17 protein-coding genes are annotated in these 22829 nt (G+C 38.2%); 9 read left to right on the top strand and 8 right to left on the bottom strand.

Going from position 1 to position 22829, the window contains the following annotated elements; translation table 11 throughout:
* Nucleotides 1–33: 33 nt before the first annotated feature.
* Nucleotides 34–2472: a tetratricopeptide repeat protein gene (locus I7X29_RS07490; protein ID WP_198473687.1), complete on the bottom strand. Its 2439-nt coding sequence runs from the start codon at nt 2470–2472 to the stop codon at nt 34–36.
* Between the two features lie 82 nt (nt 2473–2554).
* Nucleotides 2555–3340 carry a DUF3108 domain-containing protein gene (locus tag I7X29_RS07485; RefSeq protein ID WP_034555623.1) on the bottom strand — a complete coding sequence of 262 codons (786 nt, stop codon included), beginning with the start codon at nt 3338–3340 and terminating at the stop codon, nt 2555–2557.
* Between the two features lie 207 nt (nt 3341–3547).
* On the opposite strand from I7X29_RS07485, the gene I7X29_RS07480 reads away from it, so the two are divergent.
* The 9 genes from I7X29_RS07480 (at nt 3548) to nhaD (ending at nt 17797) form a co-directional block, all read left to right on the top strand.
* Nucleotides 3548–5809, top strand: a complete 2262-nt coding sequence (locus I7X29_RS07480) for a GH92 family glycosyl hydrolase (RefSeq protein WP_198473685.1) — start codon at nt 3548–3550, stop codon at nt 5807–5809.
* A 114-nt stretch (nt 5810–5923) separates the two neighbouring features.
* The gene (locus I7X29_RS07475) at nt 5924–7171 is read left to right on the top strand and encodes an efflux RND transporter periplasmic adaptor subunit (protein WP_198473683.1); all 1248 of its coding nucleotides are present in this window, start codon (nt 5924–5926) and stop codon (nt 7169–7171) included.
* 11 nt (nt 7172–7182) lie between these two features.
* Nucleotides 7183–8838, top strand: a complete 1656-nt coding sequence (locus I7X29_RS07470; RefSeq protein WP_198473681.1) for a DUF4836 family protein — start codon at nt 7183–7185, stop codon at nt 8836–8838.
* Nucleotides 8828–9472 (top strand): ABC transporter ATP-binding protein, encoded by a 645-nt coding sequence (locus tag I7X29_RS07465; protein ID WP_225879451.1) that lies wholly within the window; start codon nt 8828–8830, stop codon nt 9470–9472. Before I7X29_RS07470 ends, I7X29_RS07465 begins: the two co-directional genes overlap by 11 nt.
* A 25-nt stretch (nt 9473–9497) precedes the next feature.
* Complete coding sequence (locus tag I7X29_RS07460; RefSeq protein WP_198466287.1) at nt 9498–10682, top strand: FtsX-like permease family protein; 1185 nt, start codon at nt 9498–9500, stop codon at nt 10680–10682.
* Nucleotides 10683–11367: 685 nt separating this feature from the next.
* Entirely contained in the window at nt 11368–12768 is a 1401-nt protein-coding gene (locus I7X29_RS07455) for a sigma-54-dependent transcriptional regulator (RefSeq protein ID WP_009750799.1), read from the top strand.
* Between the two features lie 76 nt (nt 12769–12844).
* Nucleotides 12845–13024: a hypothetical protein gene (locus I7X29_RS07450; RefSeq protein WP_009750798.1), complete on the top strand. Its 180-nt coding sequence runs from the start codon at nt 12845–12847 to the stop codon at nt 13022–13024.
* Nucleotides 13025–13474: 450 nt separating this feature from the next.
* Nucleotides 13475–16387, top strand: coding sequence for a glycoside hydrolase family 3 N-terminal domain-containing protein (locus I7X29_RS07445; protein WP_198473679.1), 2913 nt, complete (start codon nt 13475–13477; stop codon nt 16385–16387).
* A gap of 84 nt (nt 16388–16471) precedes the next feature.
* Nucleotides 16472–17797, top strand: coding sequence for a sodium:proton antiporter NhaD (nhaD, locus tag I7X29_RS07440; RefSeq protein ID WP_198473676.1), 1326 nt, complete (start codon nt 16472–16474; stop codon nt 17795–17797).
* Nucleotides 17798–17855: 58 nt separating this feature from the next.
* Here nhaD and I7X29_RS07435 read toward each other — a convergent pair whose 3' ends face one another.
* From I7X29_RS07435 to I7X29_RS07415, 6 genes are all read right to left on the bottom strand, one after another.
* Nucleotides 17856–18788 carry a peptidylprolyl isomerase gene (locus I7X29_RS07435; RefSeq protein ID WP_198473674.1) on the bottom strand — a complete coding sequence of 311 codons (933 nt, stop codon included), beginning with the start codon at nt 18786–18788 and terminating at the stop codon, nt 17856–17858.
* A 19-nt stretch (nt 18789–18807) separates the two neighbouring features.
* Complete coding sequence (locus tag I7X29_RS07430) at nt 18808–19992, bottom strand: aspartate aminotransferase family protein (RefSeq protein WP_198473672.1); 1185 nt, start codon at nt 19990–19992, stop codon at nt 18808–18810.
* A complete protein-coding gene (locus I7X29_RS07425; protein ID WP_009750791.1) occupies nt 19989–20165 on the bottom strand; it encodes a hypothetical protein in 177 nt (58 codons plus the stop codon). The genes I7X29_RS07430 and I7X29_RS07425 overlap by 4 nt, the downstream gene beginning before the upstream one ends.
* A gap of 111 nt (nt 20166–20276) precedes the next feature.
* Entirely contained in the window at nt 20277–20402 is a 126-nt protein-coding gene (locus I7X29_RS15610) for a hypothetical protein (protein WP_262895893.1), read from the bottom strand.
* 21 nt (nt 20403–20423) lie between these two features.
* Nucleotides 20424–21497: a WG repeat-containing protein gene (locus I7X29_RS07420; protein ID WP_198473670.1), complete on the bottom strand. Its 1074-nt coding sequence runs from the start codon at nt 21495–21497 to the stop codon at nt 20424–20426.
* 598 nt (nt 21498–22095) lie between these two features.
* The gene (locus I7X29_RS07415) at nt 22096–22755 is read right to left on the bottom strand and encodes a DUF4145 domain-containing protein (protein ID WP_198473668.1); all 660 of its coding nucleotides are present in this window, start codon (nt 22753–22755) and stop codon (nt 22096–22098) included.
* Nucleotides 22756–22829 lie beyond the last annotated feature (74 nt).

Here is a 22829-nt window from a genome sequence, read left to right as displayed (position 1 = left end):
GACAGCTTTTTTTATTTGTAGTGTTGTGAATATTTATTTTTTAGCCACTGCAACTTTTAGCATATCGCAGGCTTGTTTTTCTCCACTATCGCAGGCTTGATCAAACCAATCGATAGCACGAGCATCGGATTGCTGGATACCTTCGCCGTGATAATAGCAATTACCCAAGCGGAATTGTGCAGGTGCATAACCTTGGCGGGCTGCGCGTTTATAATAGTCGGCGGCTTTTTCGTTAGAGCGTTCTAAACCACTACCATTGTAATAACAATTTCCTAATTTGTATTGCCCTTCAGCGTATTCGCGGTGAGCAGCTTTTTGGTATTGAGTTACCGCCTGACCGAAATCTTGTTTGCTTTCGTAGTAAGTACCGAGTTCGGTGAGTGCCGCTACATTGTTTTGTTCGGCAGCTTTAGAGAGCCAAAGTACCCCTTTGTGTTCGTTGAGGCGTTTCATTGGTGTTTTAGGTGCAGGAGCATTGTGTGTTACTTTATGTTGGGCAACAGTGCGGTTGTTCACTGCTGGCGCCTTAACAGTAGTATTTTCTGTTATTGTAGGGCGTGCAGAAGGGCGCACTCTGGTACGTGTTGTAGGTGTAGCAGTTGTAGTTGCCGCAGCTGTAGTTACTGTAGTAGTTTTACCTTTAGCAGGATCGGGAGTCTTAGGCGCAGGTGCTGGTTTTTCTTTAGGTGCAGGAGCTACATCAGGAACAAAAGTCATATAGTATTTACCTAAGTTAGATTGTGTTTCGGCATCGCCTTTTTTAGCAACACGTTCGCTCCAATACACTGCTTTTTCTTCGTCTTTTTGAGGGTTTTTTGCCTCGAAATAGTATTCAATCAAGCGTTTTTGCGCTTGGGTGTTATCTTGTTGTTTAGCAAGTCTTTCATATAAAGGAAAAGCCTTATCGTTTTGTTTTTTCACTCCTTTACCATAGAAATATCCATCGGCAACAGTGAGGATTACATCAGGATTTTCTTTAGGATCGTTTGCTTCTACTTTTTTGAGTAACCAATCAAAAGCTCCTTTATGAGACAAATCGGCAGCTTTCATCGCCCATTTAGCTGCTTCACGTGGTGATTTTTTTACACCTTTACCATCGGCATAGCATTGAGAGAGGGTGAAAAGCACATCGGCATAAGCATCAGCTTGCCCTTGATAGAAATAGTCTAACATTTGATTTTCAGGGGTAGGAGTAAGTTTTGCAGCTTTATTGTAATACTCAAAAGCACGAGCGTAAGATTGATTTGTATATTTCCCTGTGAAATTCAAATCACCTAATTTTTTAAGCGCAAGTAGGTGGTTTTGAGCGGCTGCTTTTTCGAGATATTCAAAGGCTTTTTTCACATCTTGTTGTGGTTCTTCAAGCAAGAGAGTTCCTAAGTTATATTGAGCAGTTACATCGCCTGCATCAGCAGCTTTTCGGAAGAGTTCTACTGCTTGAGCTACTGATTGCCGTGTGCCATTGCCTGTAGCATAACATATAGCTAAGTTGTTTTCGGTTATAGGAGAAGGGTTGGCATTCACCGCTTTGAGAATCCAGTTGAAAGCATCGCGTTGAGAAGTAGCCCCTCCAATACCATTATAGAGGCATACTGCCAATTGTCGTTGAGCATCTACATTGCCTTTATTAGCTGCTTGAGTGTAGTAATCGAGTGCTTTTTTAGGGAATTTACCTATAAGTGGACTATTGCCATAGAAGTAGAAATTAGCCAAGTGATAGAGTGCTGTAGCATTGCCTTTGGCTGCTGCCTTCTCAAACCATTCTATCGCTTTACTTTCAGATTGTTCTACCCCTTTGCCATTGAGGTAAGACTCACCTATCATTGCTTGTGCCTCAGTATCACCTTTTTCAGCTACTTGCATCAAGCGTTGTATCGCTTCGGGGTTAGAAGGGTTGATTTCGTACACCCAAGTAGCGAGGAGAAGTTCAGCTTCTTTATTTCCTTTTTTAGCAGCTTTGTCAGCCCAAAATTTAGCTTTGTTCACATCTTTAGTCACACCATCACCCGCATAATACGCTTTAGCAAGGTCGAGCAAAGTTTCAGCTTTTTCATTATCGGCATTCTTTTCAATCCAAGCGTAGTACTTTTCGGTAGACTGAGGAACACCGCGACCATCGCGATAACAAAGTGCGAGTTCTTGTTCGGCTTTTTGGTTGCCATTTTCGGCTGCTTTAGCGAGCCATTCAGTACCTTTTTCTTCAGATTTAGGCATTCCTTTACCATCGAGATGGAGGTGGGCAAGCTGGTATTGCGCTTGTGCATCGCCTGTTTCGGCTACTTTTTCAAGCCATAAGGCAGCATCTTGAAAAGAGCGTTTTACCCCTTTGCCTTTCAGATAAGCTTCGGCTAATTCCGACTGGGCTTTCACATCGCCTTTCTCGGCGAGTTTCATCAGTTTTTTCACACTTGTATCTTGCCCATACGCTAAAGAGGCAAGAAAAACAGAGACTGCTAAAAACAAGTTTTTCATAGTATAATTTGTTTATTTTTGAGATTATATTGTTTGAGGGCACAAATATACGTAAAAAAAATAAACTATCTATACAATGCACTTATTTTTTTTTCAAATCAGTTTCATTTTTGAGATTGTTAAACCCGTCGAGTTCAGCTACTAATGAGCCTACACGTAAGGCGGCACGCAGTTTTACGGGCACTTTGTTCTTGTCGTCAGTAATCCACATTGTGATACTTTCTTCTTCTTTAAACACGCGACCATCTTGTACTAACGGACAGAATTTAAGCGTATTTACAGTACCAAAATGCGTTTTTACTTTCTCACGACCGAGGAGTTTGAGTTTGAATTTATACACTTCATCGTCATCGAAAATCATATCTAAAGAGATTTGTCCCCCCACTTTCATATTTTCAATATCTGGGTGATGACGAAGAGCGTAGAAAGCCGAAATCACATCGTGAAGCCCTGGTTGGAAGGAAATTTCGGTATCTTTACCATTTTCCATATTGTGGATTTTCACTTTGTTATCGGTATGATTGAAGTACATTTTTAAATATTTAGTATAGCCACCTTCGTAGATATTACGGATAAAAAGACGTGGTTTGCCATCGGTGATACCAAAATAACTCTCATAAGTATCATCTACCTTAAAAAATACACGTGCTAAACCTGTAGTTGCCCCTTTTCCGGTAGCGTGATACACTTTTTCACCTCCATACATCTCTTCTTTGACCGACATTGTAGCGATACTCGCATTAAAAACACCATATTTTACTTTAAAACGCAACCATTCGCCTCCTTTAAAAGGCAAATCTGAAGTTTGTGCCGACAATGGTGCCAGCAAACAAGAGAAAAGAGCAATGAATAAAGATTTGTTTTTCATAAGTTTCTTTTTAGTACCCTGACCTTCAAAAATGAAGCCTTTGTTTAACATTTTGTGATGTATAATCAGGGGTTTAGATTCAATTTTGAGAAAGTTAGCAATTAATGTGCCAGTTTTACACAAGAAATAATATTGAGATTAAGTAAGTTATAAAACTTGTTTATTCAAATTTTATTATTACCTTTGCCTTCAAATAAAAAACACCTTATGAAACGATTATTTTCAACCATCTTTTTAGGGAGTTTGTTTGCTTGCTCCTCTCCTACTTCAGAAAACAAACCACCTCAACAACAAGACGATATCCCTATTGTACCCGAAACTTCTTATACTCAGTACGTAAACCCTCTGATGGGTACCGATTCCAAATTTAGTCTTTCTAACGGCAATACTTATCCCGCAATAGCTGTGCCTTGGGGTATGCATTTTTGGACACCCCAAACGAACAAAATGGGCGATGGCTGGGCATATCAATATCACGCTGATAAACTTGTAGGTTTTAAGCAAACTCACCAACCAAGTCCGTGGATTAACGACTATGGGGCTTTTGCATTGATGCCTGTAGTAGGTGACTTGAAAATCAAAGAAGAAGAGCGAGCTTCGTGGTTTTCGCACAAAGCAGAAACAGCTCAACCCCATTACTATAAAGTGTATTTAGCTGATTATGATACATCAGTAGAGATTACACCTACTTCACGAGCTGCACAGTTTCGCATTACTTTTCCCAAAAGCGATAAGGCTTATTTGCTTCTCGATGCTTATTTCAAAGGTTCGATGGTACAGGTATTGCCCAAAGAGCGCAAGATTATAGGCTACGCTCGCAACAACAGCGGGGGAGTACCCGAGAACTTCCACAATTACTTTGTGCTTACTTTCGACAAAGATTTTGAGAGCGTACAAACGTGGGGCAACGGCTTTAAACTATCAAAAAACACTGAAAGTATGGGTGAACATACAGGAGCTGTGATAGGTTTCCACACCAAAAGAGGCGAACAGGTAACTGTGAAAGTAGCTTCGTCGTTCATTTCACCTGAACAAGCTTTGTTGAATTTGCAAACAGAATTAGGCAACGATACTTTTGAGCAAACAAAACAAAAGGCTCTCGCTCTTTGGGAAACTGAACTCAGCAAAATACAAGTGGAAGACGAAAATATAGACCATTTGCGCACTTTCTACTCTTGTTTGTACCGCACTCTGCTTTTCCCACGCACTTTCTACGAATACAACAAAGAAGGCAAAATGGTGCATTATAGTCCGTATAACGGCAAGATAGAAAAAGGCTATATGTTCACCGACAATGGTTTTTGGGATACTTTCCGCGCTGTATTTCCGCTGTTTAACCTATTGTACCCTGAAATGAACCAACAGATGATGAAGGGATTGGTGAATGCTTATAAAGAATCGGGCTGGCTACCCGAGTGGGCTAGCCCAGGACATAGGGATTGTATGATAGGCTCAAACTCAGCTTCTATCATTGCCGATGCTTACCTAAAAGGAAATATAGAGGCTGCTGATGCCGAAATTCTTTTAGAGGCAATGCTAAAGAATGCTACCCAAAACGATGGCAGACCAGTAAAATCAGTAGGTCGTGAAGGGGTAGATTACTATAATAGTTTAGGCTATGTACCTTATGATGTGAAGATTAACGAAAATGTAGCCCGCACCCTTGAGTACGCTTATGCCGATTATTGCATTGCGCGTATGGCAGAAAAAATGGGCAAAGCCGATATAGCTAAACAATACTACGAACAGTCCAAACGCTATAAAAATGTATTTGACCCCGAAACTAAGTGGATGCGGGGCAAAAATAAGGACGGCAAGTTCCAATCGCCTTTCAATCCGCTAAAATGGGGCGATGCATTTACTGAAGGAAATAGTTTGCACTACACTTGGTCGGTATTTCAGGATTTTGAGGGACTCATACAACTGATGGGGGGCAAAGAGGCTTTTGAGAAAAAGATAGACGAAGTGTTTGAAATGCCACCATTGTTTGACGATTCGTACTACGGATTTACCATACACGAAATACGCGAGATGCAAATTATGGATATGGGTAACTACGCTCACGGCAACCAGCCTATCCAACATCTTATCTACCTATATAACTACGCTGGCAAACCTCATAAAGCTCAAGCTAAACTGCGTGAGGTAATGGAAAAACTCTACGCCCCTACCCCCGATGGTTATTGCGGCGATGAAGATAACGGACAAACTTCGGCTTGGTATGTGTTCTCAGCCTTAGGTTTTTACCCTGTAACTCCTGCTAACGATACTTATATTTTAGGAAATCCTTTATTCAAAACAGTGACTTTGCAACTACCTGAAGGTAAAAAGTTTTTAATTAAATCTGTAGCTCGCAACAGTACTGATAACTTGGTAGAATACGTTCAGCTCAACGGCAAGAAAATAGAAGGTTTTGAAGTTCCTTTTGAAGCGTTTAGAGAGAATGGAAAAATGACGTTTTTTAGGTAAATCACGATGGACGAATCACGAGGTAAGAACTAAAAATAGTATTACAACTATTTTCCATCATTCGTAATTCGTATTTTTTTATTATCTTTGCCTTTGAAAAACAACTTGATTGTTATGAAAAGAAAAACTATACTCATTATTTTATCCGTTGTCTTGCTTTTAATCGTACTAATTGTCGGAAAAAAAGCAGGCTGGTTTGGTGGTAACAGCGATGTCTTAACTGTTGAAACAGAAAAAATTACCCCTACAACTATTGTCCAAAAAGTATCCGCTACAGGAAAAATACAGCCTGAATTAGAAATCAAACTATCTTCAGAAGTATCAGGAGAAATTATAGAACTCCCTGTAAAAGAAGGGCAAATGGTCAAAAAAGGCGATCTTTTGGTGCGTATCAATCCTGATATTTACCAATCAGTAGTAAAACGCAGTGCGGCGAGTTTAGAAACCGTACGTGCGAGCTTACAACAATCAGCCGCAACGCTCAAAGAAGCCGAAGAGAGTTACAAACGCAACAAAGTATTGTACGAAAAGGGCGTTATCTCTAAATCCGATTGGGACAAAGCTGTATCAGCCTATGAGGTTGCCAAAGCCTCTCGCGAGTCGGCTCGTTTCAATGTACAAAGTGCGATGGCAAGTGTATCGGAAGCCCAAGATAACCTCAAAAAAACAATTATCTACTCACCTACTGATGGCACTATTTCTAAACTCAGTGTAGAGTTAGGCGAGCGCGTAGTAGGTACGATGCAAATGACGGGAACTGAGATTATGCGCGTGGCTAACCTTCACAATATGGAGGTAGAAGTAGATGTAAATGAGAATGATATCGTGAAGATAAGCGTAGGCGACTCAGTGAATGTAGAAGTCGATGCTTACCTCAAGCGCGTGTTCAAAGGTAGGGTTACCAATATTGCGAACACCGCCAACACTACCACCAGTGTAGACCAAGTAACGAACTTCAAAGTAAAAATACATATAGAAGAAACTTCTTACAAAGACCTTTTAGAAGGCAAGCCCGCGGGCTATTCTCCTTTCCGCCCAGGAATGACTGCTACTGTTGATATACTCACTAAAACCAAAAAAGATATAGTAGCAGTTCCTATCAGTGCTATTATTGTAAAGAAAAAATCGGAAATCGACCCTAAAACGCCTAAAGAAGACGCTGATAAAAAACAAGAAGCGGTATTCGTGTTCAAAAACGGTAAAGCCGAACTTCGCGCTGTAAATACAGGCATTCAGGACAATGTGCATATCGAAATCCTTTCAGGTGTCGCCAAAGACGAAATTATCATCACAGGACCTTATAACGTTGTGAGTAAAAGTTTAAAAAATGGAGATACCGTTCAACTAACAAATAACAAATAACAGTTAATACTATGAAAAAGTTTATTTTATTATTAGGTGTATTAGCCTTAGGATTTACTTCGTGTTCTAAGAAAAGTGAGAACTTAAAAGTAATCCCTAAAGATGCTATGGTAGTCGTTTCATTCGACTTGCAATCGCTTTACCAAAAAGCCGATGTAGAGGAATTACAACAACTCAAGAGTTTCCAAAAACTCAAAGAGGAAATCAGCAACGACAACAAGGAAATGGGTAAAATTTTCAATGAAATTCTAAAAGACCCTAAGTCTTCAGGAGTTGACTTTAAAAAGAATGTTTTCTTTTTTGTATGCGACAGTAAAAAATACGGAGGTGATAGCCGCAACCCTTATATAGGTGTAACTGCAGTACTAAGCGATGACGCTAAATTTAAAGACTTGCTAAACAGAGTCTCTCAAGCTACAAAACTTCAGTTGGACATCAAAAAAGAAGGTGCTTTAAACATTGTTTATTTTAATGAAGGAGCATCCCTCAGTTGGGACAACAAGAAAATGCTCTTCCTTGTAAACGACAACTATAGTACAAGAGTTGATGTAGTGCTTAAAAAACTATATGAACAAAGTAAATCAGAGCAAATTACTGATATCAAAGGTTTTTCTGATTTCTTAGACGGACAGAAGGATATCAATGTATGGTTGAATTTTGGAGGCTTTATGCAAGACGACAGTATGTTCCTCAATGGAATTGCAGCTTCTTTATACAAAAGTCTCTTCAATATGCAAAAAGACTCTTATTTCTATGGCTTTATAGATTTCGGTAAAGATGATATCAAGCTCACTACTTATAGCATCTACAACCAAGAAACAGCTAAACTCTTAAAAAAATACGACTTGTACGATATCTCGTTTGATAAAGATATCTTGAAAAACTTCCCTGAAAAATTACCTATAGCCATAGGTGGCGCTGTAAATGTGAAAAACTACTACGAGTTCTTAAAAGCTCAATTTGGCAAAGAACTCAATGAGGACGACCTCGTGAAACTCCTCAACACTCAGGGGCTTACTAAGGACAATGTGCTCAACTTCTTTGGTGGTAGCTTTGTGTTAGCTATTGAAGGTTTTGAAAATCAAAAATATATCAGCTATGATTTGGTAGAAGATGAGCAAAGTGAAGATGGTTATGAATACAAAGAAGTAGAAAAAGAAAGAATGTTTCCTGTTTTTGGACTCTCATTCAATATAGGCGATAAAACGCTCCTCGACAAAGGGGTAGCACTTGCTCACTTAGCGTTAGAAAACGGTTATTACAAACTCCCTCTTCAAAAAGACCTCACGCTTTATTTTGCTTATAACAATAAGGCTTTCTACGGCAGTAATTCTCCTAAAGGTGTAGAAGCATTCCTAAAAGGCGGTGTGAGCAACAACGCAGTGAAGTCCGATTTTGGCAAACACGTAAGCAAAGATCTCGCCTATTTCTATATGAGTTTAGAACCTAAGGATTATCCACAAGAGTATGTTGATATAATTAGAGAAAAAAACAGCCGTGAAGGCAGTTTAGCTTTCGATTTATTTATCCAACATTCCACTAACATAGAGTGCAAACGCATCGACAACTCTTCAGCTGAATTTATTTATCACCTTAAAGGGATTGAAAAGAACAGTTTGAATACTTTCTTCAAGTCGATAGACAAAGTAATAAACTATGAAAATTAAGCTACAACATTTAAAACCCACCTATATGTCGGGCGACGAAATACCGTCGTCCGATATATATTTACAGCCAGAAGTAATTTTTGAACAGGGTCAGTGTTACCTCATCAGGGCACAATCGGGGCAAGGCAAAACCTCACTTTTGAATTTCATCTATGGTGCAAGTTTTAGTTACGATGGCAAAATTACTTACAACGAGGTGTTTAACAAAAAAGAAGTTCTTCGCTATCGCATTGATAAACTGAGTTATGTATATCAGGATTTAAGGCTCTTCCCTACCCTCACCGCTTTTGAGAATATCATCTTGAAAAACAAACTCACCCACTACAAAACTGAAGACCAAATAAACAGCCTCATAGAGCGTGTAGGGCTCTCCCACAAACGCGACACTTTGGTACAAACACTTTCTTTAGGGCAACGCCAGCGCATCGCCCTTTTGCGCGCCTTGTGTCAGCCTTTTGAGTTACTATTATTAGATGAGCCTTTTAGTCATTTAGACGATAGCAACACCGCTATTCTAAGAGAAATTATAGAGGAAGAACTACAAGCCCGCAACGCCAGCCTACTCCTCACTTCTTTGGAAGACAACAACTTTTTCCACTATAACAAAAAACTCAATTTAGGTTTTAGAAATTAAATATGTTAATTGTTAATTGTAAAAAATGTTATACAAACTACAAAAAAACACACTTGTTAAATCACAAGTCATAGGTTATGCCCTCACACTTTGTATAGGAGTGTGTATACTGCTCACCGTTTGTCAGTTATATTTTGATGTAAAGCCGTTACTACAGCATCAAACCGATGTATTTGCAAGTAAATACGCAGTAGTGAGCAAAAATATTTCCATTTTCAAGACTCTTGATAAAGAAGGTATTTACTTCGATAAAAACGAGATGGAAAAACTCAAACAAGAGCCGTTTGTAAAGAGTGTTTCACACTTTACCCCTGCAACTTTCAAAATAGGTGCTTATACTGATAAAGACGATAATATTCCCCTTTTCTACACCGATCTCTTTTTTGAAAGCATCCCCGATAAATACCTCGATGTTCAACCCGATGATTGGCAATGGACTGAAGGCAGTAGGTTTGTGCCTATTATCATCCCTGAGAGCTATCTAAACCTCTATAACTTTGGCTTTGCCGAAAGCCAAGGACTACCCGTATTTTCTAAAAATACTATTTCGCAAGTGCGTTTCAATTTAGAAGTGAGCGGCAATGGTAAAAACGACAACTACGCCAGCAGAATTGTAGGATTTTCTAACAAAATCAACTCTATATTAGTACCCCAAAGTTTTTTAGATTGGGCAAATAAAGAGTATGGCAAAACTGAAGTGAGTAACACCAGCCGATTGTTAGTAGAGTTTGAAAACCCCTCCGATGAACGCGTGTTGCAATATTTTAACACTCACAATCTCTCCATTAATAAAGACGAATTAGAACTCAGCAAAATGAGTTTCTTTTTCCATTCTGCCTTGCTCTTTGTAGTAGGCATCGCACTGATTATCATAGTACTATCGGTTGCTTTCATCTTGCTCAGCGTAAATCTAATCATTCAAAAACACAAAGAACAAATAGTAAATCTATATTATATAGGCTACCAACCCCATCAAATTGCGCGATTCTATCAATGGGTCATCAGCATAGTTACAGTAATAGCCGTTGCAGGAGCAATAGCACTCAGTCTATACATACGCAAACTCTATACTGAAAAACTCAACACCCTTTTTGAGTTCAACAGCGAACAAAGCATACTATTTATAGCCGCCATCACAATTTTATTAATATTAGGGGTATTATACAACCTTTTAGTACTGAGAAATATCCAAAAAACTGTAAAACTGTAAACAAGAATTACACACTTATTACACACTTTAACTGTGTAATTATACGTTTTTCAACAAAGTATCAACATAGTTATTAACAGATTATCAACAGTATATTTCACTGAAATAAAAGCAATTAACGAGTTTATAAACATAATTTTCAAGTTTGGCACGATATTTTCAATAGAAAAGGCGTGAGTGAATAAAAGAAATCACTTATGATGCATACATAATTAAATAATGAATGATTTGTTCATAAGTACAAAAATTGGTTAAAAATTAAATTACTGAGAAAAATTGCTAAAAGAAACATTGTTAGATAAGAATCATTAAAACAAAATTGTGTAAAAAAATTAAATTTCATTTCATTTTACTAAAATCGTTGGGAAACGACATTCATTTAAAGAAACATTGCTAAAATTTTAATTGTTAAACAAAATCATTTATTGAACTATTGTAAAAAATAGTCTTTTAAACTGCCGAAGAGACTTTGCCAGTTTAAAAATACTAACAAATTTGGGAGTTAGTAGTAGTAGTATTTATATTATATGCATTGGAAAAGACTTCCTGAATAGGGAAGTCTTTTTTTTTTGACTAATTACAATTATTTCGGAAAAAGTTTGTACATTTGCACGCTTTTTGTGTATAAAAGAAAAAAAACAACAAAAGCAAATATTAATTTTATATATTTTAAAGACATACGAATATGAAGAATCCTATTCTTTTAGTAGAAGATGATGTAGTATTTTCCAAAATGTTAAGCCGTTTTTTAGAACGCAATGGATATGATGTAATAGGGTGTTATACGTTAGAAGAAGCGGAGAAAAACCTAAACGCATCGCTGAGTATGGTTTTCACCGATTTAAGACTTCCTGATGGTGATGGTATCAATTTCCTAAAATCTGTAAAAGAAAGCTTCCCTAACCTCCCTGTAGTGGTAATGACCAGCTACGCCGAGGTTTCTACTGCGGTAGAAGCAATGAAATTAGGAGCTTTCGATTATATATCTAAACCATTCCAGCAAGAAGATGTACTCAACGTTATCAAAAATGCCCAAAGCAGCACCCGCACCGTACAACAAGACATCGCTGTAGCGAAAAAAAGTACTCCCTCATCAGCTACCGATAATAGCGCCCCTGCCAAGGTGACTAAAGCACCTGAAACCGATGCTAACAATCCTTACATCGAAGGTATCAGCCCTGCCTCTAAACGCTTGAGTAAATTTATCAACTTAGTAGCCCCTACCGATATGTCGGTGCTTATTATGGGTGAAAGTGGTACTGGTAAAGAGGTAGTTGCTAAATCTATCCACCTTAAAAGCGAACGCCGAAACAAACCGTTTATCGCTGTCGATTGTGGCGCTATCCCTAAAGAAATCGCTTCAAGTGAATTCTTCGGTCACGTGAAAGGGTCGTTTACAGGGGCTATTGGTGATAAAAAAGGACACTTTGAAGAAGCCAATGGCGGTACTATCTTCCTCGACGAGGTAGGTAACCTCAGCTACGAGAACCAAATCCAGCTATTGCGCGCCCTCCAAGAACGCCGTATCAAACCTATCGGTAGCTCTAAAGAAATTGATGTTGATATCCGTGTATTGGCAGCTACCAATGAGGATTTACTCGCTGCTGTAAACAAAGGCGAGTTCCGCGAAGACCTCTATCACCGTTTGAACGAATTCTCTATAAAAGTACCTTCTCTTAACGAACGCAAAGACGATTTGATGATATTCGCCTCACATTTCTTGGAAAAAGCTAATGAAAAACTTCACAAAAATGTACAAGGATTCACTGAAAAAGCTGTACAAAAAATGCTTCTATACACTTGGAGCGGTAACTTGCGTGAGCTATCAAACACCGTGAAACGCGCTGCCCTACTCACTCAAGGCGATTACATCACCGAAAACGAATTGCCTGAACCTGTGATTGTAGAAACTCGCCATTTCCCTACCGAACGCTTCTCATTCTCTACCAAAGAAAATGAACGTGAGCTTATCATTGGGGCTTTACACGAAACCCATAACAATAAAACAGAAGCAGCTAAATTATTAGGCTTTACACGTAAAACTCTTTACAACAAACTCAAAGCCTACAATATCGATGAATTTTAGATAGATAAGAGGTAAGGGATAAGAAGTAAAACTTACTCTTACCTTTTATTTCTTATTCTTTTAACCTAATAAAAATATGAGAACAGCAAAAAAACAAGTAGTAGTAGTAACACGAAAAACACATAATGCTACGCAAGTAACTATAAAAAATCCAAATCAGAAACTTCTGAGTTTTATAGAAAAATTAGCTGAAAGATCTAAAAAACTAAAAGAAGAAATAATGCAAATGGATTTTAAGGAATACAAAAGAATCTAGTTTTGAACTTGAATATTAACATACCTTTTGAGAGTGAAAAAGGTAATCAGTATGCTTTAGTGTTTTCTGTTTATGAACCTCTTTCTGATATTTCTATCCCAGTAGTTGAGGTAAGTTTAGCTTTGAAAAAGCAAGTAACTTCCACTAACTCACTGAAAGTTTTCAATTATATCATCAAAGAAATAGAAGAATATCTTTCAAAAAGAGAGGTCATCTTATACTATTATTGTGATAACGCAGAAATATATTACAGAAATAGTAAGAATCGATTTTTATCTCCCCAACATTTTTTTATACACTTTTTATCAAAGCTAATCCTAAAGATTTATTGATAAAAACTTCTGAAATCATCAATGAGACAGTAGGAAATCACTATATTAATTTTATTTATAAACCCAAACATCAACATTATATTGATATTCTTAGCAAAGAAATAGAAGAATACCAAAAATGAAAAAAACTTATATTTTTATATCTTTATTTATTGTATCTTTCTTTACTTCAGTAGCTCAATCACCGTTGCGCTCTCCCGATGCTCAAGCCCAAGAAAAATGGGTAAACGATACTTACAACCAGATGTCTCTCGACGAAAAAATAGGGCAACTCTTTATGGTATCAGTCTACTCAAGCCATATAGGCACCAAAAGGGCTGAAGAAATTAAAGACTTCATCAAAAAATACTACATCGGTGGGATTATCTTCTCTAAAGGCGGCCCTAAACGTCAGGCAAAGCTCACCAATGAGTACCAATCTCTCTCTAAAATACCTCTTTTTATGGCAATGGATGCCGAGTGGGGACTTGCTATGCGCCTCGACTCTACCTATGCCTATCCGTGGAATATGACCCTTGGCGCTATTAAAAACAATGCACTTATTGAGCGTACGGGCAAACGCATCGGGATGCACTGCAAACAATTAGGTATGCAGTTCAATTTCGCACCCGATATTGATATCAACACTAACCCCGACAACCCTATTATCGGTAACCGATCTTTTGGCGAAGATAAACTAAACGTCGCCGAAAAAGGACTCACTTTTACCCGCGGAATGCAATCAGTGGGGGTATTGGGCAGCGCCAAACACTTCCCTGGCCACGGCGATACTTCTAAAGATTCTCACAAAACCCTTCCTACCATTTCATTTACCAACACTCGATTGGATGAAGTAGAACTCTATCCATTTAAGGTTCTTGCCAAAGAAGTTGCCAGCGTGATGATAGGCCACCTAAACGTCCCTGCCTTAGAACCTAAAGCGGGGTTGCCTTCTTCTCTTTCTTCGGTTATCATTACCAATTTGCTCAAAAAGAAAATGGGCTATGAAGGACTCATCTTCACCGATGCGCTGGGTATGAAAGGTGTATCGGAATATCTGCCTGTAGGCGAAGTGGAAGTGGAAGCCTTCTTGGCTGGAAACGACATTTTGCTAATGCCTGCTAATGTAGCCAAAGGTTTTGAAGCTATGAAAAAAGCCTACCAAAACAAACGTATCAGTGAGGAACGTTTGGCTCACTCAGTAAAAAAAATACTGATGGCTAAATACAAAGTAGGACTCACTACTTTCACCCCCTTAGACGAAACAAAAATCACTGAAGGCTTGCACACCCTCGAAGATGATTTGCTCACCGAAGAACTCTTTGAAAACGCTCTTACAATAGGGCAAAACAAGGAAAATATACTCCCTTTAAAAGACCTCGATAAACGCAAAATTGCTTACGTGAAATTTGGCAACGACAGCGGTTGGACATTCTATTCTTCTTTGCGCAAATACGCTGAAGTTACTCTTATAGAACCTCAAAACGAAACTCAACTCTACAACGCGATAGAGAATTTCGATACGATTATCATCGGTTTGCACAAACCCGACAAAACTCCTTGGGACGATTATAAATTCAGTGACAATGAACTGAAATGGTTAGAGCATATCGCCAAAAAGAAGAAAGTGATATTAACTATTTTCACCCGTCCGTATGCAATGCTCAATGTAAAGAATATTGCACATATCAAGGCAATCGTATTTGCTTACCAAAACCACAAAGTAGCTCAAGAAAAAGCGGCTCAGCTCATCTTTGGCGCCATTGAAGGCAAAGGTGTATTGCCCGTAACCGCTCACCCCAATTTGCCTGTAGGTACTTCCATCAGTACTCAAAAAATAGGGCGATTGGCTTTTGGATTACCCGAAAGTGTAGGGCTCAATTCGGCTAAACTTAAAGAAATTGATAGTATTGCCTTAGATGCTATCAACCAAAAAATGACCCCTGGTATCCAAATATTAGTCGCCAAAAAGGGCAAAACAGTATACCGAAAAAACTTTGGTACTTTGGATTACAATCCTGCTAATAAGGTTACCGATAACACTATTTACGACCTTGCTTCACTCACCAAAATATTAGCAACCCTCCCCGAACTGATGCGTCTATACACCAAAGGTGATTTCAAACCTGTAGACACCTTTGAAGACTTGCTGCCTAAACTCAAGCACACTAACAAAGCTGAAATGACGATGAAAGATGTGCTCTCTCATTACGCACAATTTCAGGCTTGGATTCCTTTTTTTAAAAGAACCTTAGACTCTGTACAAAAGCCGAGTACAGCGTTTTACAGCACTGTGAAAAGCGATGAATTCCCCACCGAAGTAGCCAAAGATATGTACCTCATAGAAGGATATACCGATACGATTTACAAACGTATAGACGAGAGTGAGCTCATCAAAGATAAAAAGTACTTATACAGTGATTTACCATATTACTACTTCAAAAAATTCATAGAGAAGAAAGAAAAAAAGCCTTTACAAGAGTTGGTACAAAAACACTTTTACAGAGGATTAGGAGCTTACCAACTCACCTACTTGCCTCTACATAAGTTTTCCCCTGTAAATATTGCTCCTTCTGAAGATGAAAAAGGCTTTCGCAACCAAGTGCTTCGCGGTTATGTACACGACCAAGGTGCGGCTATGCTAGGAGGAGTAGGCGGACACGCAGGGCTTTTTGGTTCTGCCGATGATGTAGCCAAAGTGATGCAAATGTATCTCCAAAAAGGTTATTATGGGGGCACGTGGTTTCTGCAACCTCAAGCCGTCGCTCTTTTCAACACTTGCAACTACTGCAACGAAGGCAACCGTCGTGGTTTAGGTTTCGACAAGCCTCAATTAGGCCGCTCAGGGCCAACTTGTGGTTGTGTGCCTATGAACAGTTTTGGGCATACAGGCTTTACGGGCACTTTTGCTTGGGCTGACCCAACAAATGAAATTTTAATCGTTTTTCTCTCTAACCGCACCTACCCCTCTTCAAATAATAAACTACTGATTAACAAATTAGTGCGCCAAAAGATACAAAACGTAGTGTACCAAGCTATCACTTCTCAATAAAAATTAAACAAAAAGATTTGGCGTATAATAGAAAGATTTAGTATATTTGCGCCACATTAATCTTTTTTAAATAAAATTTATTGTATGGAACCTTGGATTATTGCCATTTTCATTATTGGCTATCTTTGTATTACTACAGAACACCAAATAAAGGTGGACAAAACTATTTCGGCTTTAGCTATGGCTGTTATCTGTTGGACGCTCTTAAAAGTTTCTAACATTGATGTAATGGAAGTATCAAATGGTATATTAGTACCCTCTGACCCTACCAACAACGCTACTGCTATCGACAAAGCTTTACAACATCACTTAGCTGAAACAGCTGAGATTCTCTTCTTCTTAATCGGTGCAATGACCATTGTAGAAATTATTGATATGCACCGAGGGTTTGAAATCATCAAACGATTGATTCGTACCCAAAGTAAGGTAAAACTCCTATGGATTATAGGAATTATCGGTTTCTTCCTCTCTGCAATTATCGATAACCTTACTACTACTATTATCCTCATCACCATTCTGCGCAAACTCATCCCAGACCAAAAAGAACGTATATGGTACGCTTCTCTGATTGTAATTGCTGCCAATGCAGGAGGTGCTTGGTCACCTATCGGCGACGTAACTACCACAATGCTTTGGGTGAAAGGCAAAGTAACTGCTGCTAAATTAGTGGAATATGTATTTATCCCTGCAGTAGTATGTTTAGTAGTACCTTTGCTCATTGCATCATTTTTACCTGTGTTCAAAGGAAAAATCGATACTTCTAACAGTGAAGAAGGCGTTACTTACAAAAGCAGTATGCCCGTACTCTCTATAGGATTTATCGCTATTATTTTTGTTCCTATTTTCAAATCAATCACTCATTTGCCTCCTTATATAGGAATGCTCTTTGCTTTGGCTACAATGTGGTTTGTTTCTGAAAAATTGAAACCTATCAGCGAACTTTCGTTTACTGATAAGGATAAATTCAGTATTCACCGTGCGATGAGTCGTATCGAGTTTTCGAGCATCTTGTTCTTCTTAGGTATTTTATTGGCAGTAGCTTCATTGCAAACTATTGGTACACTTTTCAATTTTGCACAAACACTCAACGAAACTATCCCAAGCAAAAACGTAGTAATCTTACTCTTAGGTTTTGCTTCAGCTATTATAGACAACGTACCATTGGTAGCTGCTAGTATGGGTATGTTCCAAGAGGAAATAGACAACGGTATTTGGCACTTCATCGCTTATGCGGCAGGTACTGGTGGTAGCTTGCTTATCATCGGATCGGCGGCGGGAGTTGTAGCTATGGGTATGGAGAAAATTAATTTCTTCTGGTACGTAAAAAATATCTTATGGATAGCGCTCTTAGGATTTATTTTAGGATACCTCACTTTGGTAAGTTTTGAAGCGCTACACTTCTTTGGATAATTAACAAGTAACAAATAACAGACAATAATAAAGCCAGCTAAAAGCTGGCTTTATTATTTTATCCTACTGAAACTAATTCAACATCAAAGATGAGAGGCGCATTGGGAGGGATAACACCACCAGCACCTCGGCTGCCATAAGCGAGCTCTGAAGGGATCACCAAGCGGGCTTTGTCACCTTCGCTGAGGAGCAAAATACCCTCGTCCCAGCCTTGTATCACTTGCCCTACACCTACGGTAAATTGCAAAGGTTCTCTACGGCGATGAGAGCTATCGAACACCGTTTTATCTAACAACATACCGGTATAGTGCACCGCTACTTTTTGTCCAGCTACTGCTTTTTTGCCATTGCCTTTGTGGGTGATTTGGTAGTACAAACCGCTGTCGGTTTTATCAAAGCCTATTACTTCTTTAGCTAAGGCTTCTTCGGCTTTGCGTTTTTCTTCGGCTAAACGAGCTGCTTTTGCAGCTTTGAAATCTTCAAAAGCCTTGAGAGCATCCCATTTTTCAGCCTCTGCTCCTACTCTTAGAATTTCCACTTTTTCAATTTTATCACCTTGTGCAATAGCATCTACCACATCTTGTCCTTCTACTACTTCACCAAAAACAGTGTGTTTATTGTCTAACCAAGGTGTTGCTAAATGCGTGATAAAAAACTGACTTCCATTAGTGCCAGGACCTGCATTTGCCATAGAAATGACACCTGCTTTGTTGTGTTTCAATTCTGGGTGGAACTCATCATCAAAACGATAACCAGGGTCACCAGTACCTGTACCTAACGGACAGCCGCCTTGTATCATAAAATTAGGAATCACGCGGTGAAAGGTGAGTCCGTTGTAATAAGGAGTGCCTAATGGTTTTTGTGAATTTTTCATTTTTCCTTCAGCAAGAGCCACGAAATTACCTACCGTAGCAGGAGTTTTGTCGTAAGTAAGACGCAGTAAAATAACGCCTTTATTAGTAGTTATTTTAGCATAAATTCCGTTTTCCATTTTTGTTTATTTTTAATTGTTAATTGAATTGGTTTAGCGCTTCAATAATGATATCGCAACCTTCTTTAATTTCTTCATCGGTGAGGGTAAGTGGAGGCGAAAGTCGTACGGCACGGTGTTCAAACAAAAGCCAATAGACTATCAATCCTTTATCCTGACAGTAATTCACTACAAAATCGGCGATTTCGGCAGTTTTCACAATGACTGCCAACATCAATCCGCGACCATTGATACTTTCGATAAGTGGATGTTGCAAATACTTGCGGAAGAGTTTTTCTTTTTCCAAAGTTTGAGCCATCAGGTCGGTGGTGAGCAGCTGGTTGAGGGTAGCCAAAGAGGCTGCTGCAATCACAGGGTTACCGCCAAAGGTGGTAATGTGCCCCATTTTAGGGTTGTTTGCCAATAGCTGCATACGCTCGTATGACGATACGAAAGCCCCCACCGGCATACCGCTTGCCATACCCTTGCCTATAGCGATAATATCGGGGGTGATGCCATAATTCTGAAAACCAAAGAGCTTACCGGTGCGCCCGAAACCTGGTTGTATTTCATCGATAATAAGGAGAGCACCTACCTCTTCGCAACGGCGTTTTACCTTGATAAGGTAATCGTTTTGGGGTTCTATAAAGCCCGCGCCCCCTTGTATGCTTTCTAATACTACCCCAGCAGTGCGCTCAGTTATTTTTAGTATATCAGCCTCGTTGTTAAACTCTATAAAATCTACATCGGGCAGGAGCGGACGAAACGGACGCTTGCGCTCTTCATAGCCCATTAGGCTCATAGAACCCTGCGTGTTGCCGTGATACGCATTTTTGGCAGCAATCAGTTGGGTGCGCCCTGTTACGCGCTTCGCCAACTTTACTGACCCCTCAATGGCTTCCGTACCCGAATTTACCAAATAGGTAGTGTTGAGTTCGGGGGGTAGTTGTGCCGCAAGGAGCTTGCAGAAATCTACCGCAGGCTTTTGTATGTACTCGCCGTACACCATTACGTGCATATAAGTAGCGCATTGCTCTTGTATAGCTTTCACTACTGCAGGGTGGCAATGCCCTAAGGTACAAGCCGATACTCCTGCTACAAAATCTAAATATTTCTTACCGTCGGTAGTGTAGATATAGCTACCTTCGGCGCGCTCTACTTCCAATAATCGCGGATAAGGCGAAGTAGGAGCTTGGTATTTTAGAAAGTCTTTTTCTTGTGTCATTCTTTTTCTTCTTTTATAATCTTAACCATTGGGCTGGGGTCTATACGGCTAATAGCATTCCCTTTGTATCGCAATTCAAAAAAGCCATTAGATTTGCCTTGTATAGTGCCGTTAATATACAATTTAGCTTTTAGTATTGATGAGTTGTCAAAAGTAGCATCTTGTATTTTCAAATCGTATGCTTCTATATCAGCTATTCCGTTTGATACAAAAGTGGCATTTTCAGCTTTGCACCATATTTACCCCTTTAGGCAGTTTTAAAGCTACTTTTAAAGTGCCTTCTTCTACTGTTGTTTTGATAATGGGGTGAATAGCATTATCGGCATCAATGTAGATATGGTCGTTCTTTTCATTTGTCCATAGCTAAGGGTAGCAGTTAGTAATAGAGTGTAAAGTAATATGTTTTTCATATTTGTAATATTTTTTAAAAGTTATTTGGCTATGGGGTGGTCGGCAGGGGCATTATTACAGTCTTTCACACATTCTCCTTTTTGGTTTATATAGAACCATTTGTTATTTAGCTTTACTTCTGCTAATCCTTCTGAAAATCCTTCTGCATAATCATACTTTATAGGAATCACTTCTTTGCCTGTTTTATCTATAAAGCCATATTTATCATTCAATTTTACTTTAGCTAATCCTTCTGAAGGACTTTCAGCATCATCATACTTTATAGGAATCACTTCTTTACCTGTTTTATCTATAAAACCCCATTTGTTATTTAGACTTACGGCTGCTAATCCTTCTGAAAAAAACCAAACATCATCATACTTTATAGGAATCACTTCTTTGCCTGTTTTATCTATAAAGCCATATTTATCATTCAATTTTACTTCAGCTAATCCTTCTGAAGGACTTTCAGCATCATCATACTTTATAGGAGTCACTTCTTTACCTGTTTTATCTATAAAACCCCATTTGTTATTTAGCAGAACGCTTGATAATCCTTCTGAAAAAAGCCAAGTATGATCATACTTTATAGGAATCACTTCTTTACCTGTTTTATCTATAAAACCCCATTTGTTATTTAGCCTAACGTTTGCTAATCCTTCTGAAAAATCCCCAACAAAATCATACTTTATAGGAATCACTTCTTTACCTGTTTTATCTATAAAACCATATTCTCCATTCAAACTCACGCTTGCTAATCCTTCTGAAAAACTCCTCGCATCATCATACTTTATAGGAATCACTTCTTTACCTGTTTTATCTATAAAACCATATCTATTATTCAATTTTACTAAAGCTAATCCTTCTGAAAAACCCCTAGCATTATCATACTTTATAGGAATCACTTCTTTACCTGTTTTATCTATAAAACCATATTTTTTATCCAATCTTACCATTGCTAATCCTTCATAATATTTATCTTTCCAAGCGTACTTCTTTGTTTGTTGCACAGGCTGGGCAGACGGCTCTTTTTTTACCTTTTCTTCAGGTAGCAGACCTTGCGCATAGGTTAGGGTAGCAGTTAGTAATAGAGCGTAAAGTAATATATTTTTCATGTTTGTAATATTTTTAAAAATTATTTGGTTATGGGGTGTCCTGCTGGGGCTTCATCACAAAACTCTGCACACTCACCTTTCTTGTTTATTTCAAACCATCTATCAAGTTTAGTGGGACGAACTAAAGCTACTCCTCCTGAGAAACTTTTTGCATCAAAATATCTTGTAGGAATAACCTCTCTCCCTATTTTATAAATAAACGTGTTTAAACTTTTTTTAGGAACTTGGAGATAAACCCTAATAAAAGCATTCCAATCCAAGTTACATCAAGATACTCCCCATTGCTATCATTTGCCCTTTATTATCACACAAAAAAATGCTATTTGTGGTTACGGATTTTTTTCTTGCTTGATAGCCTGTAGATTCTCCTTTTTGCCGACAACGTGTATGACTACCATCCAATTGTAGCCAAATCAAAATTACTTTTAAATCCTCTTTTTCCTACACTTAAAAAGGGAATAATCCAATTATTTATTGTATCTTTGCCCAAAGTTCCTGAATTTTGGTGTTCTTTTTTTCTCAAACACAAAATTACTAATTTTCGGGAACTTTTATTTTATTATAGGAAAAAGTTTAAACAGCTTCAATATAATTTATATTATCTGCCATAAGGCATTTCTTCTATTATTGTCTTTGTAAGTTCTTCTGCCTCTATCCAATGAATTGTTAAATCAATTAGTTTTTTTAGAAAAGATAAGTCCTTATCTTCCCAAACTCTTATATAATGAGTTTCGTCATTTCCTAACCATACAGCGCGTGTTGCAACATTTTTAATATTAGTATCTGTAATATATTTGTTGATAACCTGCATTAAAGGTGTTTTTTTGATACTTTCTTCTTCTGAAGGATTATTTTTTATAGCATAATCCTTTATGAGAAATTCTAATGCTTTTCTATATCCAACGCCTGTAATTTGTTGAAGTTTATTTTGTTCAGCAAAATATGCCTGATTATAGATTATAGAGAATTGAGGAGATATTGTTTCTATAATTTCGCTAAATTCTTTTTTTTCAAAAGTCCCTATAGATGTATCTATTAGACACCCTTCCCAATAATAAGCTATAAAACCTTTATTACAATCACTGTTAGTGCATTGAAAAAAGGCTTCAACTACTTTTATCATATTTCCATGAAGAGCTATTGTATACTTTAAACCACTTATATATTTAGGCACTTGATGTTTATGACAATGAGGACAAATATCTGGGTATTTATCTATTTTTTCAATATATTTATTATTGTATAATGTAATATCCATATTTATAAATTCTAATTTTTCTTTACTTTGTCAATGTCCTTAAAGTATAACAAAGTATGCAGTGTATGCAGTGT

This window comes from Capnocytophaga periodontitidis (assembly GCF_016126015.1).
Lineage (GTDB): Bacteria > Bacteroidota > Bacteroidia > Flavobacteriales > Flavobacteriaceae > Capnocytophaga > Capnocytophaga periodontitidis.
Note: the sequence above shows the minus strand (reverse complement) of the source record. Positions and strands in the feature narration are given on the sequence as shown.